This window comes from Mesorhizobium sp. L-2-11 (genome assembly GCF_016756595.1).
GTDB lineage: Bacteria > Pseudomonadota > Alphaproteobacteria > Rhizobiales > Rhizobiaceae > Mesorhizobium.
In genome coordinates, this window is the sequence record NZ_AP023257.1 from 3,247,426 (window position 1) to 3,265,430 (window position 18,005).

An 18,005-nucleotide genomic window follows, 5' to 3' on the forward strand; every position below is an offset into this window, starting at 1 on the left:
CCCCCTCAAGGGGGGAGATTAAGCCCTCATTGCTGCTTTCGCTAATCATCAGCGTTGCAAGGCTGGCGCCGGCATAGAAACTGCCAATCTCCCCCCTTGAGGGGGAGATGTCCGGCAGGACAGAGGGGGGTGCGACGGAGTGCAAGCTTCGCCTTTCTGTCAGCTGCCTCACTCCGTCCACTTCACCTTGGTCAGATCATTGGCCTGGATCGGGGCATTTTCCCAAAAACCCTCGAGCTTGGCGTCCCAGACGCCGACTTTCGGCAGTTCGTAGAGGAAGCCGACCACGGCATCGTCGGCCAGTATCTTCTGCGCCTCGCCGAGCAGGGTCATGCGCTTGGCCTCATCGGAGGTGAGGTTCAGATCGGCGATGATCTTGTCGAAGGTCGGATTGTCGTAGTTGAAGTAATAATCCTTGCGCGAATAGATATCGATGTCGTTGGGCTCGGTGTGGGAAACGATGGTCAGGTCGTAGTCCTTCTTGGTGAAGACCTGGTCCAGCCACTGCGCCCATTCCACCGGCACGATCTGCAGATCGATGCCGACATCGCGAAGCTGCGACGCGATGATCTCGCCGCCAAGCCGCGCATAGGAGGGCGGCGGCAGTTTCAGCGTCGCCTTGAAGCCGTTCTCCAGGCCGGCTTCCTTCAAAAGCTCCCTGGCCTTCTCGACATTGTGCGGATAGAGACCGGTGAGGTCGACATAGGCCTTGTTGGCGGGCGACATGTGCGAGCCGATCGGCACGCCATGGCCGGCCGAGGCGCCGTCGATGATCGCCTTGCGGTCGAGCGCAAACGAAATCGCTTGCCTGACCTGCAGCCTGTCGAAAGGCGGCTTCTTGTTGTTCATCGACAGGATGGTTTCCCCCTCGGTCGCGCCGATCACCACCTTGAAGCGCGGGTCGCCCTGGATCTGGGCGACGCTGTCGGGATCGAAGAAAGGGAAGGCCTGTACATCGCCGGAAAGCAGCGCCGGCACGGCGGCTGCGGCATCCGTGACGATGCGGAACTCGGCCTTGTCGAGAGACACCGGAGCGCCCCAGTAGGCGTCTGACCTGATCAGCGTGATCGACGAACCCTTGGCCCAGTTCTGGAACCTGAACGGGCCGGTGCCGACAGGCTTTTCCTTGTTGGTGTCGGCTGTCTCCGGCGCGACGATGACCGCGTCGCCCCAGCCCATATTGTAGAGGAACGAGCTTTGTGGGTTCTTCAGCGTGATCCTGACCGTCGCCGGATCGACCACCTCGACCGTATCGATGGCGGCGAACAGGCCCTTTTGTGCGTTGACGGAGTTCTCGCCACGGGCGCGATCGAGCGAGAATTTGACGTCGTCGGCATTGAAGTCGGTGCCGTCATGGAATTTGACGCCGCTATGCAGCTTGAAGGCGTAGACCTTGCCGTCATCGGAAATGGTCCAGCTTTCGGCCAGAGCTGGCAGCACCTCGCCGTTCGAACCGATGCGGGTCAGCCCCTCGAATACATTGGCATAAAGCACTTCGTCGATCGCCGCCGCAGCGCCGGCGGTCGGATCGAGATGCGGAGGCTCGAGCGTGATGCCGATGACGAGATCGCGCGCGGCAAATGCCGATGTTCCGGCAGACAGCACCAGGGCCGCGGCGGTGAGAATGGTTTTCCACAATTTCATCGTGCAGCTCCCGATATGCTCAAAAACATGCTCAAAACCCGGTGGATAGAAGCGTGATTTCACCAACGAGTAAATTGCGTTTCGTGTTTTCCGGCAGCGCCGGCAGGAATGTTTTTTCGCTCAATCACCGACTACCGAGCGCCCGCGCCCCTCAGCAGCACGTTGAGCCCGATCGCCATCACCTTGGCCGATTCGACCATGTCTGATATCCCCACCCATTCGTCGGGCCTGTGGGCGAGGTCGAGAATGCCCGGGCCATAGGCGATGCAGTCGTAGATGTGACCGATGCGGGCAATGTGCTTCTGGTCGTAGGTGCCGGGCGAAATCACGTAGTCGGGCTCGCGGTCGAATATCTCCATGATGCCTTGCGCCACCGCCTTGACCACCGGCGCATCGCGCTCGGTCATCAGCGGCAGCACCTCCATGAGATCGCGGATCTCGTAGTCGAATTTCTTGCGCTCGCGCTTCAGCCGGTCGAGGATATCGGTCACCTCGCTTTTGACCGTGCCGAGGTCCTCTTCGAGCAGGAAGCGGCGGTCGATGGTCAGCCGGCAGGAATCGGGGACGTTGGGCGAGGGCAGGCCGGGCCGGAAATCCTCGGTCTGGCCGCCATGGATCGAGTTGATGTTCATGGTCGAGCGCTTGGCCCCGTCGGGCACGACCGGCATGCGCGTGACCTTGCGGTCGAGCGCCGGAAACAGTTCGTCCTCGAAAGCCCTTAGCACGGCGCCCATATGGCGCACCGCATTGTCGCCGAGGAACGGCATCGAGCCGTGCGCGATCTCGCCCTTGGTCTCGATCTCCGCCCACCAGACGCCGCGATGGCCAAGGCAGATGCGATCCTTGTTCAACGGCTCGGGGATGATGACGTGGTCGACCTTCGGCTTGGAGAAATAGCCGAGCTTTGCCAGATGGGCGACGCCGCCGAAGCCGCCCGACTCCTCGTCGACCGTGCCCGAAATCTCGATGGCGCCGGGAAAGTCGGGGAACACCTCCATGAAGGCCTCAGTGGCGATGATCGACGAGGCCAGGCCGCCTTTCATGTCGCAGGCGCCGCGGCCATAGACCTTGCCATCCCTGACGATGCCGGCGAACGGATCGTGGCTCCAGCCGTCGCCGGCTTCGACCACGTCGATATGCGAGTTGAAATGCACGCAGGCGCCAGGCGAGCGGCCAGCGAAGCGGGCGACGACGTTGACGCGCGGGTAGCGGTCGCTGTCGCCGGGCGTGCCCTCGGCGCGGATGAATTCGACTTCGAAACCGCGCTTCTTCAGCCGCGCCCCGACGTATTCGGCGCATGGCCGGTAGGCCTCGCCGGGCGGGTTGATGGTCGGGAAGCGAATCAGGTCCGCGGTCAGGAGGACCAGGTCGTCGACCCGATCATCGACCGCTTTCAGCAGGAGATCGTTCATTCGACGAATTGAGCAGCCAACGGTGCGTTTTGGCAAGCCTGTTGGCGGGCCGCGCCCTAGTTATGTGGTTACGCGTCGCACGGCAACCATCGCGGGAAATGGTTCAAATTCGCTGCTTTGGATTGGTGAATTCGTCAGAGGTGTGTGGTTGCCTCATTCACTTGCGATTAAAGGATGAAGAATAGCGTGAAGGAAGGGAATCAAAGGGGTCTGATCGCATGAAAAAGACCGTTCTCATGGCAGCGGCACTGGCAACGATGCTGCTCGGTTCTTTGGTCGAGGGCTGGGCAGCCAAGCTGGTTGCGAGGATCGACGTCTCATCGCAGACGATGACTGTAAGATACGGCCGGGCGGTTTACCGATGGCGCGTATCCACCGCGCGCAAAGGCTATATCACGCCGCGCGGCACCTACCGGCCGCAACGAACGGCACGGATGTGGTATTCGCGCAAATACGACATGTCGCCGATGCCGCATTCGGTATTCTACCGCGGCGGCTACGCCATCCATGGCACCGGCGCGGTAAAATCTCTCGGGCGCCCGGCGTCGCATGGCTGCGTGCGGCTGCATCCCCGCAATGCCGCCGCCTTCTATTCGATGGTGCGGAAAGCCGGCTTGCGTAACACGCGCATCGTGGTGACCAACTAAGTTCCAGCGAGGCGGAAAATGCCGGATGCCGGTCGCGGCGAGAGCCATCAGCCGAAGAATGCGACGGTTCAGAATTTAAGCGCTCTGTAGCGATCCTTCGCGCCCCCTCTGTCTTGCCGGACATCTCCCCCACTTGGGGGAGATCGGCAGCTTCGCTCTGGCCGCCAATCCTGCAATGTTGGTGATTAGCGGAAGCAGATAAGACAGCCAATCTCCCCCCTTGTGGGGGAGATGTCCGGCAAGACAGAGGGGGCGCTGTCCGGGCGCTGTCCCGCGGCGACCAAAGGTTCTGCGCCGCAGCAGCGCGAGGGCTGGCGGCAGCGGCGAGCAGGGCGGAGCCCGCCAGCAGGGCGGCGGCGAGCAGGAAGGCGTTCCGGACCGTTCGCGTCGAGGAGCGCGAGGCGAAGGGCTCAAGCGGCCCGTTCGGCCGTGCGGGTGCCCTCGAATTTGTTGAGCTTCGTCGAAGTGAAGCCGGGGCAGTCGGCGTTGGCGCCGGCGTCCTCAAATTCAATGGCGAAGGCGAGCGTCGTCGCATCGAGGGCAGTCTTCGAGGGGCTGTAAACAGGGCCGAACAATGCGCGCTGTGGACTGGACGGGTCGACGCTGACGATGCGTGCCGCTGGCGCTTCACCAAGCAGCCGCAACATCGCCTGCGTGACGGCGACGACGCCGAACACGTTGGTCTCGAACACCGCGCGTCCCTCGCCGAGCGACGCCGCATGCGAGATGCCCTGCTTTCCCGCATCGGAAATGCCTGCATTGTTCACCAGGACGTCGAGGCGACCGAACTCGTTGCGGATGCGCTTTGCCGCGGCGGCGATCGAGGCCTGGTTCGTGACATCGATTTGGAGGGCGCGGGCATCCGCGCCAACGCTCTTTGCAGCCGTTTCCGCATGCTCAAGCTTACGCGACCCTACGAGCACGGTGAGGCCGTGCGTCGCCAGATCCCTGGCGATCTGGAGACCGATTCCCTTGTTGGCCGCAGTGATCAGGGCAATAGGTTTGACCCGCATGGTGATCTCCTCTTTTTGCATTGACGTGTAGGCAACGGCGCCATGCTGTGCTAATTTTCCCAATCGGAACTGCATTCCGTTTTATACGGAACATTGTTCCGTTTATCAAGTGGAAAAATCATGGACGACAAATCGGAGGAGCGCGGTGGTGGCTTGGAGCCCGTAAACTCGACGGATCGGCGCGTGCGTGCGGACGCGCAACGCAACTCCAAGGCGCTGCTCGAAGCAGCAATGGCAGTGTTTGCAGCTTCGGGGGTCGATGCTCCGGTGCGGGAGATCGCCGATAAGGCCGGCGTTGGCGTGGCTACGCTCTATCGGCATTTTCCGCAGCGTTCGGACCTGATCGTGGCGGTCTTCCGTAACGAAGTGGATGCCTGCGCAAATGCTGCATCTGCCATTGCGGCCGAATATGAACCCGGCGAAGCGCTCGCCCGATGGATGCAGCGTTACGTGGACTTTATCGCTGCCAAGCGTGGTCTCGCCGCGGCCTTCTCCTCCGGCGATCCGGCATATGAGTCCTTGCCGCTGTATTTTCTTGAGAAACTTCGGCCCGCGCTGCAGAGCTTGCTGGATGCCGCGACCGAAGCGGGCGATGTTCGCTCGGACGTTGATGCTAAGGAACTATTGTTCGCGATTGCCAGGCTCTGCTCACCAGACCGCTATGGCGGCGGCCCCGACCAGGCACGACGCATGGTTGGCTTGCTCGTGGATGGGCTTCGCTATGGCGCCCCTTCGGTCGGCTCCGAGATCTAGGTCTGTCGCAAGGGGGCCTTAGCGGCGCCCCGCGGACGGTGACCAATGCAGTCGACACTGCCCACGGTTGCAGGGCAATCGCTCCTCGCTGGCGTTGCCTCCCGTCCTGCCGTTCAGGCGGCTTCGCCGCGGTTCCTCGCCCGCTTGCGCTTCCCGCGCGGGCCGCTGATTTCCCATCTTTTGTGGAACCACATCCACTGGCCGGGATCCTCGCGCACCCAGCGCTCGACCACGTCGTTGAGCAGCTGGGTAGTGGCATGGACGTTGACACTGCCGCCGGCGGTGCGCGGCAAGGTCAGTTTGTCCTCGATCTCGAGCCGGAAGCGGTTGCCCGGCATGCGCACGCAGCGCGCCGGATAGACATCGCAATCATAGTGCCGTGCCAGGGTGCCCAGGACCCGGTTGCTCTCGCATGGGCGGCCGAAGAATGTCGTTTCGAGCCCGCTCGAGAATTTCTGGTCGACGAGCACGCCGATATTGCCGCCTTTCTCCAGGATGGCCGCCAGCGCGAACGAAGCGCCGGTCGCGGAAGGCAGAAGCGAGCCCATGGTCGAGCGACGCGTCGAGAGGATGTAGTCGGCAAGGTAAGGGTTGTTGGGCGGGCGAAACAGGGCGGTGATGTTCATGCCGAAAGTGGCTGCCGCCACCGGAAGCAGCTCGAAATTGCCGAGATGTCCGGTGAAGATGATATGCGGTTTTTGCTCGCCGGCGATTTGCACGAAGTGCTCGACCCCCTTGACCTCGATGCGGCCCGGTTTGGTCGCGGCGGGATCGTAGTCGAACAGGGCGTCGAGAAAGACGTATTCCGCGGCAAGGCGGGCCATGTTGCCCCACATGTCGGAGGCGATGGCTTGGATCTCCTTGTCGCTCTTTTCCGGATAAGCCTTGCGCAGATTGGCGATGGCGACGTTGTGGCGCCCCACCCACGGACCAATGCGGCGGGCGGCGCGGTCGGCGAAATTGAGCGCGCTGTCGACCGGCAGCAGACGCAGCAGCCAAATCATCGTCATCGCGAGGCGCGCCAGCAGCCAGTAGTTGAACTGGCGCAGCCGCCTGCCGTGGCGGAACGCCAGGTCCCGGCGGAGTTTTTTGAAGGCGGTGCCGACCATTCCTAGACGCGCAGGATGATCTTGCCGAACACGTCGCGGCCTTCCATGCGCTTCAGCGCGGCGTCGATGCCGTCGAAGGGGACTTCGGTGTCGATGACCGGAGAAACCAGCCCCGCCGCCATTTTCTGCATGGCGTCGGCCATGTTTTGCATGCGACAGCCGAACGAGCCGAGCAACTTCAGCTGCTGCTGGAACAATTGCATCAGATTGATCTGCGTCGACACGCCCGAGGTCGAGCCGCAGGTCACCAGGCGGCCGCCGCGTTTCAGGCACAGCATCGAGGCGGCAAAGGTGTCGGCGCCGACATGCTCGAAGACGACGTCGACGCCCTTTTTCTTCGTCAGCTTGCGCACGACGCCTTCGAAACGGTCGTCGCGGTAGTTGATGACATGATCGGCGCCAAGCGCCTTCGCCTTGTCGATCTTGTCGTTCGAGCCAACCGTGGTGATCACGGTGCAGCCCATTTTCTTCGCCAGCTGGATAGCGGCGGAGCCGATGCCGGACCCGCCGGCATGAATCAGGATGGTTTCGCCGGGCTGCAGCCTGGCATTGTCGAACAGCATGTGCTCGACCGTACCGAAGGTTACGGGCGCGACGGCGGCGCCGACGTCGGTCACGCCGGGCGGGGCAGGGACCAGCAGGCGCGCGGGCAGGTTTATCTTCTCTTGCGCAAAGCCGTCGAGATGGAAGCCGTGTACGCCCGAGACGTGTTCGCACAGATTGTCGCGGCCTTCGCGACAGGCATGGCAAAGCCCGCAGGTGCGCGCGCCATAGATCGATACAAGTTGCCCGGGCACAAGGCTGGAGACGCCGGGGCCAACCGCCTCGACCTCGCCCGAGGCTTCGGCGCCGACGACCAGCGGCAGCTTGCGCTTGGCGAAGGCCATGCCGCGCCAGCCCCAGACGTCGATATGGTTGAGCGCCACGGCCTTGATGCGCAGCGTCACTTCGCCCAGCGCAGGTTGCGGCGGAGGCGGCAGGTCCACCGTTTCAAGGCGGCGGTCCTCGATAAGTTGCAATGCGCGCATTGGGCCTGTCGGTTCTGTTGCGAAGAACGGTCGCTTAGACCGGTTCCCGCGCCATGACAAGGCAGGTGTTCTGGCCGCCGAAGCCGAAGGAGTTCGACAGCACCGTGCCGACCTCGGCGTTGCGCTTCTGGTTCGGCACCACGTCGAGCACGATCGCCGGATCGGGATTGTCGTAATTGATGGTCGGCGGGATGACGCTTTCGCGCATGGTCATCAGCGAAAAGGCCGCCTCGACGGCGCCGGCTGCCGACAGCGTATGGCCGATCATCGACTTGTTCGACGAGATCGGCATCGAGCCGATCCGCTCGCCGAACACGGTCGACAGCGACAGATGCTCCATCTTGTCGTTTTCCGGCGTCGAGGTGCCGTGGGCGTTGACATAATCGATCTCGTCCTCGCCCAAGCCGGCATCGGCGAGCGCGGCGCGAACCGCCGCAATCGCCGGCGAGCCGTCCGGCTTCGAGCGGGTGCGGTGGAAATCGTCGGCCTTCTCGCCGCAGCCGCGCAGGATGCCGAGAATGGTCGCGCCGCGGGCGAGTGCCGCCTCCAGCGATTCCAATACCAGCGCGCCGGAACCCTCGGCGAGGACAAAACCGTCGCGATCCCTGGAAAACGGCTTTGACGCCTTTTCGGGGATGTCGTTATGCGTGGAGAGTGCGGAAAGCAGCGAGAAACGGATCAGCGCCTCGGCGGTCGCCGAGCCGTCGGCGCCGATCGACAGCGCCCGGTCGCATTCGCCGCGGCGGATCGCCTCGACGCCGAGCTGAATCGAGGTAGCGCCCGAGGCGCAGGCCGTCGAGAGCGTGATCGGCAGGCCGCGCGTGCCAAAACGGTCGGCGAGCCGGTCGGCGATCGAACCGAACTGGGTGGTCTCGAAAACATCGATCCCCTTCAAGCCGCGCGCCACGCGAAGCAGCCGTTCGGCGCCGGCGTCGCGCTTGTCGGAATTGTACAGGGAAAAGCGCTCGCTCCAGTCGAGCTCGACCGGCGGCGAGGCAAGGAAAAGCGGCCCGCCGAAATCGCCCCAATCAAGGCCGGCTTCGGCAACGGCTTCCTGCGCAGCGATCTCGGCGAGGTCGTAGGTAAGAAGCGAAGCGCCCCTGGAACTCGACGGCAGGAAATCGACCATGCCGGAGATGCGGGTGTTCAGATGGTCGACCGGAAAGCGGGTGATCGGATGGATGCCGGACACGCCCGCGGTGAGCGCTGCCCAATTGTCGGCCTTGCCGACGCCCAGCGACGTTACCACGCCAATGCCGGTGACGGCGACGATCGGCCTGCCCATGTGGTCGTTCAGATTGGCCATATTTTATCCTGACCTGTTCCTTTGTCGGAGCATCGGAATCATCCGAAAACCGCTTCCCACTTTTCGGTCCGATGCTCTAGGCAGCGTTGACCAATGCCATGCCCTCGAACTGGTGATAGCCGATCGCCGTTGCAAGCACGGTCCTGGGAATGCCGTTGAACGGCTTCTCGCTGGCGGCGTCAAAAGCCGGGTAGGCGGCCTTGCGTTCGACAGCCAGTGCCGCCAGCGCCACGGCGAAGGGAAACTGCGCTTCCTTCATGTGGCCGGTCAGCGTCGAAAAACCGCGTGCGGCAATCGCCGGATTGGCGTCGAGCGCCGATTTCTCGGCAGCGGTCGCGGCATGGGCACCCGAAGCGCCTGAAATCGTCAGCAGTTCGCCGTTCGGCAATGCCGCCTGGCTGAGCAGCGCGGCAATCTCGTCATCGAGCTCGCCCTGCCGGCGGTCGGCGCGTCCGGATACGACCGGGCCGAGTTCGGCATAGATCTTTCGCCCGCGGCTGATCGCGTGCTCGCGCTGTTCCAGGACGAGAAATGCGCCGCCTGATCCAGTCACCACGCCGCCGCCTTCGGCGCCCTGTCGCTGCCAGACCGGTCTCCAGGGGCCACGATGCAGGTAGCCGGCGAGCTCATAACCAAGCAGCATGTCGGAATGCTCGGTCTGGAAGGCGCCGCCGACCAGTATATGCGTCGATTGGCCGGAGCGGATGCGCGCCGCGGCTGTCTCAACGGCAGCGACGCCGGCACCTTCCTCGCCCATGAAGGTGCGCGACGAGCCGGTCACCTTGTGGACGATCGAGATGTTGCCGGCGAGCAGGTTGGAAAGCTGCGCCAGAAACAGCGTCGGCCGCAATTCGGTGGTCAGTTTCTCGTTGAGCAGCACGTCGCGGTCGTTGCGGCTTTCGGACGCTGCGAGAATGTCGGCGTCGACCGCCTCGTCACGCTCGCCGCCGCCGGCAGCCACCACCATGTCCATGGTCGTGCAGAGGTCGTCATTGCCCTTGATGCCGGCATCGTCCAGCGCCATGCCGGCGGCGTAGGTGCCAAGCCGCTGCCAGGTTTCCATCTGCCGCTGGTCGCCGCGCTTGGCGATCTGCAGGTTCCAGTCGATCTCCGGCAGCGGATGGACGGTATAGGGCGAGAAGCGCGTGGCTTCGAGCACCGGCTCCAGGCCGGGCTGGACGAGCTTGCGCCAATGCGCATCCGGACCTTCTCCCAGCGAAGAGACAAGGCCGATGCCTGATATGACGACGTCGTGGGGGCTCATGGGAGGCTGTTGTGGGGCTTAGGCGTTCTTTGCCATTACCAGCGCGTCGATCTTGGCGCACAGGTTCTTCATGACGAAGTACTCATCGGTCGAGGCCTTGCCGTCATTGACCTCTTGCGTCCACTTTTCCAGCGGCACCTTGATGCCGAATTCCTTGTCGATGGCAAAGACGATGTCGAGGAAGTCGAGGCTGTCGATGCCGAGATCATCGATAGTGTGGCTTTCAGGAGTGATCGTGTCGATATCGATCTCACTGGTGTCGGCGATGATCTTGGCGACTTTGTCGAACGTGGTGGACAAGGGCTTTTCCTTCGGTGGCGGGCGGACTCTGTCCGCATGTGGTTGCGCGCTGTCTAATCGGTTTTTCCGGGCAGGAAAAGGCCTGAACGCCGGGCGCAGATGGGATACCCACTTCGTAAACGCAAGAAGAGCCGTCGGAGACGCTACCGGCGATATGCCGCAACCACCCAATGCGGACCTTCGCGATCAGTATGGCCAAAGCTCCCGCTTGCGTTCTTCAAAGCCGAGCACGCGTTTGCTGTTGGTCCACCGCGCGACCTCGCCCTCCATTCCATCCGGATCCTTGAAGGTCACAAGACGGACAGCGCCGAAATCTGTAATGGTCCCATCCGAGGCGCCGGCTTTCACCAGACGTCGCCTGACTTCCTGCAAGCACTCTTCATCGTCCACCTTCAGCGCAAGATGATCTATGTGACCTCTCTTGCCCATCTGCATCGACCCGTCTTCATACCCCGTTGGTTCCGGCATTTGGAACGGATGAAGGGCAAAGCCACCTCCAACGTCGATAAGTGAGTGACGAAGAGTGCCGCCACCGGGACCGGGCTCGGACAGATCGAACTTCGTTTCGGCGTCGAAGATTTCTCCATAAAAGCGAATGAAACGGTCCATGTCGTGTGTGAACAGCGTCAGATGGTGCGCACCAACGGTTACAGGCATGCCGAAGCTCCCTTGCCGAATATATGACGAGCATACCATCTCGCGTTGAACCGGGCGACCTGGAGCCGCGATACATCACTGAACGCGAACGGCCGATTCGGTCCGCAAAGCGACTGTTCGATACATTGGGGCTGGATTTCCACTCCCCAGACGACCTACACGAGGGGCGGAGACAAAACGCTTTCAGCCCGCTCCAGCGCTGATCAGAAGGTGACGCGGCCGAGCACGCGCAGGCCGTCGTCTTGCGGCTCGACGATCACGGCTTCGCCTTCGCGCGGCGAGATGCCGGTGAGCGCCATGATGTTCTCCAGATGGGTGACCATGACGACATTGTCGGAGCCGGAATAGGCGCGGATCTCGTTCATCACCGCCTCGATCTGAGCGGCTTTCTCGCTCGCCTCGGTCTTCAGCAGGTCAAGCGGGGCAAAGGGCTCGGGCTCTTCTCTGAACGCGGTGCGGGCCGTGTCGAGGGCGCGGCAATAGCGGCTGGACAGCACGCGCTCGACCGGTGCCGCGCGGGCAGCGAACAGCGCGCCGATCTTGCGCGCCTGCTGCTTGCCGCGGACCGACAAATTGACCTGAGTGGCGCAGTTGTCGATGTCGAAATTCGCCCGGTCGGTGGTGCCGGTGACCATGGCATGGCGAAGCAGCACGACATGTCCGCCGTCGCGCAGCAGCGCCCAGCCGGCCTCAGTCGCATGCGCCGCGGCGGGGATGACGAGCAGAAACAGAGCCAGGGCAGATCGAATCATCAAGCGTCCTTTTCCGGTGACCGGCAGGTGGGTTCCGGGTGATCGGCATATAGGGACGGCAAAGTCAGTTGAAAAACAAGCACGACCGGGGCACGTTCAACCCTGCGCACGACCAAGGCCCTGGCTGTCTGCGAGGGCAGGCCGCTCCGGAAGGCGGGCGGTTGCGCTCAAATCCGGGTTCGCCTATCAGGGGAAAAATGTCCCCGCTCATCGAAACCGTCCTTTTTGTCTTCGGTCTTGTCGCGCTCGGCTATCTGGCCGGGCTGACCGGCTACCTGAAGGCCGAGGCGGGCGAGGCCATCGCCGAATTCGCCGTCGGGGTGGCGATGCCGCTGCTTCTGTTCCGCACCATGGTCAACGCCGATTTTCATGGCACTGCGCCCTGGTTGTTCTGGGGCGCCTATTTTACGGCCGCCGCAGTGACGTGGGCCGCTGGCCACCTGGTCATCACCCGGGTGTTCGGGCGCGACGCGCGTGCCGGGGTCGTCGGCGGCGTGTCGTCGGCTTTTTCCAACCTCGTCCTGCTCGGCATCCCGTTCGTCCTTGGCACATTCGGGGCAAGTGGATTCGAAGTGCTGTCACTGCTGATTTCCGTGCATTTGCCGACGATGATCATGGCATCGATCATCCTGTTTGAGATCTTTGGCCGCGGTGACGAGCATGTGCATCCGCTGCGCATCATCCGGCGCTTCTTTCGAAAGCTGCTCTCCAATCCGCTGATCATCGGCATACTGGCTGGATGGGTGTGGCGTATCACCGGCCTGCCATTGCCGGCGCTGGCCGTGCGGCTGGTCGACGCGCTGGCCAACATCGCCGGACCGGTCGCGCTGTTTGCCATGGGGCTGGGCCTGTGCCGTTTCGGCATCTCCGGCAATGTGCGGCCGGCGCTGGCGCTGTCGGCGCTGAAGCTGATGCTGATGCCGGCCGTCGCGCTCGGCCTGGTCTGGCTGCTTGGCCTGCCGCCGCTGTCGGCGAAGGTGGCGGTCGTGGCCGCCGCGCTGCCATCCGGGGTGAATTCCTATTTGATCGCGACGCAGTTCAACACCGGCCAGGCGCTTGCATCGAACCAGATGACCATCGCCACCGCCTGCGCGGTCGTCACCACGGCCTTTTGGCTGACGGTGGTGGTCCAGGTGTTTGGATAGGCGAACGGCAGTGTCGTGCGCATTCGGCGCCCACGCGCCCATCGATACGCAGCGTTCCGTTTAAAAAACACACCGCTATTCTCGACCCGTGCCTGACCGGACGACACGCCTCAGCTGCATGGAGGCGCAGAATCGGCCTCGCTTTGGCTGGCCCAAACCCTATATGCCATCTTGCGATTGATTGCGGGGCTTGCCCTAGGTAAAGAGCAGTGGCTCCAGGCGTGCCGGTATCGATGCGCACGCCCGTCAAGGAAATCCAGATAGCGGCCCGTCAGCGCGCCGAACGGAGGCTAGACCATGCTTCAGAAAACCAGCCATTTCATGCGCCAGGCCAATCTCATCAATGGCGAGTGGGTGCAGGCCGACAGCGGCCAGACGGTCGACGTCAACAATCCGGCCACCGGCCTCAAGATCGGCACCGTGCCGAAGTCGGGCAAGGTCGAAACGCGCCGCGCCATCGAAGCTGCCGACACCGCCTTCCAGACATGGCGCAAGACCACCGCGCTCAAGCGTTCAAAACTGTTGCGCAAGCTGCATGATGCCATGATGGACAACCAGGACGTGCTGGCCGAGCTGCTGACCATCGAACAGGGCAAGTCGCTGTTCGAATCAAAGGGCGAGATCGGTTCGGCGGCGTCCTACATATTGTGGTTCGCCGAAGAAGGCCGCCGCACCTATGGTGATGTCGTGCCATCGCCCTGGGCGGACCGCCGCATCCTGGTGACCAAGGAGCCGGTCGGCGTCATCGCCGCCATCACGCCGTGGAATTTCCCGTCCTCGATGCTGGCCCGCAAGCTCGGCCCGGCACTTGCCGCCGGCTGCACCGCGGTGGTCAAACCGGCGTCGCAGACGCCTTATTCCGGCCTTGCCTGGGGCGCGCTCGCCGAGGAAGTCGGCTTCCCCAAAGGCGTCATCAACATCCTGACCGGCGCCGCCAGCGAGATCGGCGACGAGATCTGCGCCAACCCGCTGGTCAAGAAGATCACCTTCACCGGCTCGACCGAGGTCGGCAAGATCCTGATCCAGAAGTCGTCCGTCACCGTCAAGAAGGTGTCGATGGAACTCGGCGGCAACGCCCCGTTCCTGGTCTTCGACGACGCCGATATCGAGCGCGCCGTCGCTGGGGCGATCACCGCCAAATACCGCAATTCCGGCCAGACCTGCGTCTGCACCAATCGCTTCCTGGTTCAGGCCGGCGTCTACGACAAGTTCGTCGAAAAGCTCGCCGCCGCCAGCAACGGGCTGAAGGTCGGTTCCGGCCTCGATGACGGCGTGCAGCAGGGGCCGCTGATCGACGAGAAGGCAGTCGAGAAGGTCGAGGAACTGATCGCCGACGCCACGGCCAAGGGCGGCAAGGTCGTCGCCGGCGGCAAGCGCCATGCGCTGGGCGGTTCGTTCTTCCAGCCGACGGTGATCGCCGATGCGACGCCGAAGATGCGCTTCATGAAGGAAGAGATCTTTGGCCCGGTAGCACCGGTGTTCAAGTTCGAAACCGAAGAGGAAGCGATCGCACTCGCCAACGATACCGAGTTCGGCCTCGCCTGCTATTTCTACACCGGCGATCTCGGCCGCGCCTTCCGGGTCATGGAAGGGCTGAAATACGGCATGGTCGGCGTCAATGAAGGCCTCATCACCACGCCTGAGGCGCCGTTCGGCGGCGTCAAGGAATCAGGCCTCGGCAAGGAAGGCGGACATCAGGGCATCGAGGATTATCTCGACACCAAATATGTCTGCATCGGCGGCCTCGGCCTCTGATCGGTAAGGGCCTTTCGACTGTCAACAGACCCAAGCCGGCCCGAAAGGCCGGGCGGGGATCGATCAACCAACTTCGGGCATGGCGATGAAGGACGGCGAGGTTTTCGGCACGACGCAGGCAGGCGAAGCCATCCGCCGCTTCAGCATCCGCGGCGGCGGCCTCACCGCCAATATCATCGGGCTGGGCGCCATCATCCAGGATCTGCGCCTGGCCGGCCACGATGCGCCGCTGGTGCTCGGCTATGACAGTTTCGAGCCCTATGAAACGGATACCGCCTTCTTCGGCGCCGTCGTCGGGCGCTATGCCAACCGTATCCGCGATGGCCGCTTCACCATCGCCGGCCAGCGCTACCAGACCGAGCGCAACTTCCTCGACAAGCACACGCTGCATGGCGGCTCGCAAGGTTTTTCGCACCGGCCATGGGAGGTTTCGCTGCATGGCAGGGATTTCGTCACCCTGGCCTTGCACGATCCCGACGGCACCATGGGTTTTCCCGGCGCGCTCGACGTGACCTGCACCTACCGGCTGAAAATCCCAGGCACGCTCAGCGTCGAGCTGACCGCCACCTGCGAGGAGCCGACGCTGTGCAACCTCACCCAGCACTCCTATTTCAACCTGGATGACGGCGGCGCCGGCGACATCCTCGACCACCGGCTGATGCTGAACGCCGGCGCCTATCTTCCGGTCGATGGCGACCTGATCCCGACCGGCGTCGTGAAGCCGGTCGACGGCTCGCCGTTCGATTTCCGCCAGGCGCGGCCGCTGCGCATGGAAAGCGAGGGCAAGCAGCTGCCCTACGACCAGAATTTCTGCCTGGCCTCGACGCGTGGGCCGCTCAAGCTGGCATCATGGGCGCAAGGCGCGAATTCCGGCGTCGAGATGGAGCTGTGGACCACGGAGCCGGGCGTCCAGCTCTATACCGGCCAGTATCTGGCGCCGCCTTCGCCGGGGCTCGAGGGACGTCACTACAAGGCTTATTCGGGCTTCTGCCTGGAGCCGCAGGTCTGGCCGGACGCGCCGAACCGGCCCTATTTCCCGCAGGCGACGCTATGGCCGGGCCAGATCTACCACCATGTGACGGAATACCGGTTCCGACTGCCTGGCGCCTGAGGCCGGAGGCTGGTATCGGTTTAGCTGTACCGACCTTCGGTCCGGAAAGGATCAGGCGTAAAGTTCAAAAAGCGTCCTTTGCGCTTCCATTGGACGCGCGACGCTCTGGGATCGGAACCCAATCACTGTAGCGATCGAGTTCGGACCCTTCTCGGACATTTGCGGCCGATAGCCGGATGACGCAAGTTGACCCAATCTCGGGTCATTCCGGCGGCGATAGAGCGTCTTGAAAGCCGACATTCAGCGAAACCAGCGGTCCTGGACGTGGCGATCGAAACAGAGCGCATCGGTGCACACAGCACGGCGGTTAGGTGGTATGATGCCCGTCTGGTCAGCCTTTCCAGGGATAAGCATGGAACGCCGTTTGGCCGCGATCCTGGCAGTGGATGTAGTCGGTTTTAGCCGCCTGATGGAGGTCGACGAAGCCGGCACGCTGGCTGCCCTCAAGATCCGCCGCAAGGAAGTGCTGAGGCCTCTGGTTGCCAAGCATCGCGGACGCATCTTCAAGGTCGCCGGCGATGGCGTGCTGGTGGAGTTCGCCAGCGCTGTCAACGCCGTGCAATGCGCGATCGAGCTCCAGGCGGGCATGGCCGCCGCAAACAGCGATCAGCCTGAGGAGCGGCTGATCGTGCTGCGCATCGGCGTCAATCTGGGTGACGTCATTGTCGAAGGCAGTGATCTCTATGGCGACGGCGTCAACATCGCCGCGAGGCTCGAAAGCATCGCCGAACCGGGTTCGATCCTGGTCTCCGGGACCGCGCATGACCACATCAGGAACAAAGTCCAAGTAGACTTCGACGATCTCGGTACGCAGACCCTGAAGAACATTGCCGAGCCGGTTCGGATCTATCGGGTCGCCGGAACACCGGCTGTTGCGGTCGTGACGCCCAGAGTCACAGCCGAGAAGCCTGCCATCGCCGTCTTGCCGTTTGTGAACATGAGCAGTGATCCCGAGCAGGAGTACTTCGCGGACGGCATGACCGAAGACATCATCACGGAACTCTCGCGCTTCAAGAGCCTCTTGGTCATCGCGCGCAATTCCTCATTTTACTACAAAGGGCGGTCGCCGAGGATCCAGGACGTCGGGCGCGAACTCGGCGTGCGCTGGATCGTCGAAGGCAGCGTGCGCAAGGCCGGGAACTGGGTACGCATAACGGCCCAGCTCATCGACGCCGCGACTGGGGCGCACGTGTGGGCGGAACGCTATGACCGCACGCTCGACGCCATTTTCGAGGTCCAAGACGAGGTCGTGCAAGCAATCGTCGGTACAATACCGGGGCATCTTGGTCGAATCGCAGTCGAGCACGCGCGCCGGAGGCCGCCGGCGAACCTCACGGCCTTCGACCATTTGCTGCGGGGACGTTGGGCTCTGTTTCACTCCACTGATGGCCTGCAAAGTGCCCTGGTTCATCTGGAGAAAGCGATCGAGGCCGATCCGAACTATGCGGCCGCGCACGCGCAGATCGCCACCGCCTTTGCCTATGGCATCTATGCGTTGGGCCTTGAACCGAAGATTGCGATGGAGCGCGCGTGCCATCATGCGGCGCGCGCAGTGGCGCTCGACGGCGGCGATACCGAAGTCAATGCGGCTGCCGCTTCCGCCTATATCACGAGCGGCATGCATGAGCTTGCCGATCTTCACTCCGCGCGTGCAACGGCGAGCAATCCGAATGATGCATTGGCCCTCTTCAGCCGCGGATTTGTTCTCGCCCATCTGGGTCGACCGTCCGAGGCGATCGAAATCTTCTCTCAAATGCAGAGGATCGACCCTTTGGCGCCGGATGATGCCAGATCGGAGGTGCTGTGCGACTGCCACTTCATGTTGGGAGAGTACGAGACAGTAATTGGGATCCTCAGGCACAGGCACGATGTGCCGGCCTATATGCGCCTGATCGAAGCTGCAGCCTACGCACAGCTGGGTCGCATCGAGGAGTCGAAAGCGGCTGTGGCGGCTTTCCATCGAAGTCCAGCCCCCAAGCCGGACCCAAAGACGATGATTGCTTCGCAGATGCGCATGATCGCTCATCAAGAAGACCGCGAACGCTGGCTTGAGGGCTACCGCAAGGCAGGCCTGCCCGTATGACGCCGTCTCGCAGTCCTGACCCCGAC

At 63.0% G+C, this 18,005-nt stretch carries 16 protein-coding genes; 6 read left to right on the top strand and 10 right to left on the bottom strand.

Annotation, left to right across the window (positions count from 1 at the left end; all coding sequences use genetic code 11):
• Window positions 1-168: 168 nt before the first annotated feature.
• A complete protein-coding gene (locus JG739_RS15525) occupies window positions 169-1,644 on the bottom strand; it encodes an ABC transporter substrate-binding protein (protein WP_202367210.1) in 1,476 nt (491 codons plus the stop codon).
• Window positions 1,645-1,775: 131 nt separating this feature from the next.
• Window positions 1,776-3,056, bottom strand: coding sequence for an acetylornithine deacetylase/succinyl-diaminopimelate desuccinylase family protein (locus tag JG739_RS15530; protein WP_202367211.1), 1,281 nt, complete (start codon window positions 3,054-3,056; stop codon window positions 1,776-1,778).
• A 218-nt stretch (window positions 3,057-3,274) separates the two neighbouring features.
• Between JG739_RS15530 and JG739_RS15535 the strand changes: the two genes are divergently transcribed.
• Complete coding sequence (locus JG739_RS15535; protein ID WP_202367212.1) at window positions 3,275-3,703, top strand: L,D-transpeptidase; 429 nt, start codon at window positions 3,275-3,277, stop codon at window positions 3,701-3,703.
• Window positions 3,704-4,113: 410 nt separating this feature from the next.
• Here JG739_RS15535 and JG739_RS15540 read toward each other — a convergent pair whose 3' ends face one another.
• Complete coding sequence (locus JG739_RS15540) at window positions 4,114-4,716, bottom strand: SDR family NAD(P)-dependent oxidoreductase (protein ID WP_202367213.1); 603 nt, start codon at window positions 4,714-4,716, stop codon at window positions 4,114-4,116.
• A gap of 120 nt (window positions 4,717-4,836) precedes the next feature.
• Between JG739_RS15540 and JG739_RS15545 the strand changes: the two genes are divergently transcribed.
• Window positions 4,837-5,469: a TetR/AcrR family transcriptional regulator gene (locus tag JG739_RS15545; RefSeq protein WP_202367214.1), complete on the top strand. Its 633-nt coding sequence runs from the start codon at window positions 4,837-4,839 to the stop codon at window positions 5,467-5,469.
• Window positions 5,470-5,582: 113 nt separating this feature from the next.
• On the opposite strand, the gene JG739_RS15550 is transcribed toward JG739_RS15545, so the two are convergent.
• From JG739_RS15550 to JG739_RS15580, 7 genes are all read right to left on the bottom strand, one after another.
• Window positions 5,583-6,578 carry a lipid A biosynthesis lauroyl acyltransferase gene (locus JG739_RS15550; RefSeq protein ID WP_202367215.1) on the bottom strand — a complete coding sequence of 332 codons (996 nt, stop codon included), beginning with the start codon at window positions 6,576-6,578 and terminating at the stop codon, window positions 5,583-5,585.
• Between the two features lie 2 nt (window positions 6,579-6,580).
• A complete protein-coding gene (locus tag JG739_RS15555; protein WP_202367216.1) occupies window positions 6,581-7,606 on the bottom strand; it encodes a zinc-binding dehydrogenase in 1,026 nt (341 codons plus the stop codon).
• Between the two features lie 34 nt (window positions 7,607-7,640).
• Entirely contained in the window at window positions 7,641-8,912 is a 1,272-nt protein-coding gene (locus JG739_RS15560) for a beta-ketoacyl-ACP synthase (protein WP_202367217.1), read from the bottom strand.
• A gap of 76 nt (window positions 8,913-8,988) precedes the next feature.
• On the bottom strand, window positions 8,989-10,176 hold the full coding sequence (locus JG739_RS15565; protein WP_202367218.1) for a beta-ketoacyl-ACP synthase: 1,188 nt from the start codon (window positions 10,174-10,176) through the stop codon (window positions 8,989-8,991).
• Window positions 10,177-10,194: 18 nt separating this feature from the next.
• Complete coding sequence (locus JG739_RS15570) at window positions 10,195-10,476, bottom strand: acyl carrier protein (RefSeq protein ID WP_123150518.1); 282 nt, start codon at window positions 10,474-10,476, stop codon at window positions 10,195-10,197.
• Window positions 10,477-10,662: 186 nt separating this feature from the next.
• A complete protein-coding gene (locus tag JG739_RS15575) occupies window positions 10,663-11,133 on the bottom strand; it encodes a VOC family protein (RefSeq protein WP_202367219.1) in 471 nt (156 codons plus the stop codon).
• Window positions 11,134-11,336: 203 nt separating this feature from the next.
• Window positions 11,337-11,885 carry a histidine phosphatase family protein gene (locus JG739_RS15580; RefSeq protein ID WP_202367220.1) on the bottom strand — a complete coding sequence of 183 codons (549 nt, stop codon included), beginning with the start codon at window positions 11,883-11,885 and terminating at the stop codon, window positions 11,337-11,339.
• A 197-nt stretch (window positions 11,886-12,082) separates the two neighbouring features.
• Here JG739_RS15580 and JG739_RS15585 point away from each other — a divergent pair, with 197 nt between their 5' ends.
• The 4 genes from JG739_RS15585 to JG739_RS15600 all read left to right on the top strand — a co-directional run bounded on the left by JG739_RS15585 (window position 12,083) and on the right by JG739_RS15600 (window position 17,979).
• Window positions 12,083-13,030: an AEC family transporter gene (locus JG739_RS15585; RefSeq protein ID WP_202367221.1), complete on the top strand. Its 948-nt coding sequence runs from the start codon at window positions 12,083-12,085 to the stop codon at window positions 13,028-13,030.
• A 297-nt stretch (window positions 13,031-13,327) separates the two neighbouring features.
• Window positions 13,328-14,785 (top strand): NAD-dependent succinate-semialdehyde dehydrogenase, encoded by a 1,458-nt coding sequence (locus JG739_RS15590; RefSeq protein ID WP_202367222.1) that lies wholly within the window; start codon window positions 13,328-13,330, stop codon window positions 14,783-14,785.
• Between the two features lie 79 nt (window positions 14,786-14,864).
• Window positions 14,865-15,896: an aldose epimerase family protein gene (locus JG739_RS15595; RefSeq protein WP_202367223.1), complete on the top strand. Its 1,032-nt coding sequence runs from the start codon at window positions 14,865-14,867 to the stop codon at window positions 15,894-15,896.
• Window positions 15,897-16,260: 364 nt separating this feature from the next.
• The gene (locus JG739_RS15600; RefSeq protein ID WP_202367224.1) at window positions 16,261-17,979 is read left to right on the top strand and encodes an adenylate/guanylate cyclase domain-containing protein; all 1,719 of its coding nucleotides are present in this window, start codon (window positions 16,261-16,263) and stop codon (window positions 17,977-17,979) included.
• The last annotated feature ends 26 nt before the right edge of the window (window positions 17,980-18,005 follow it).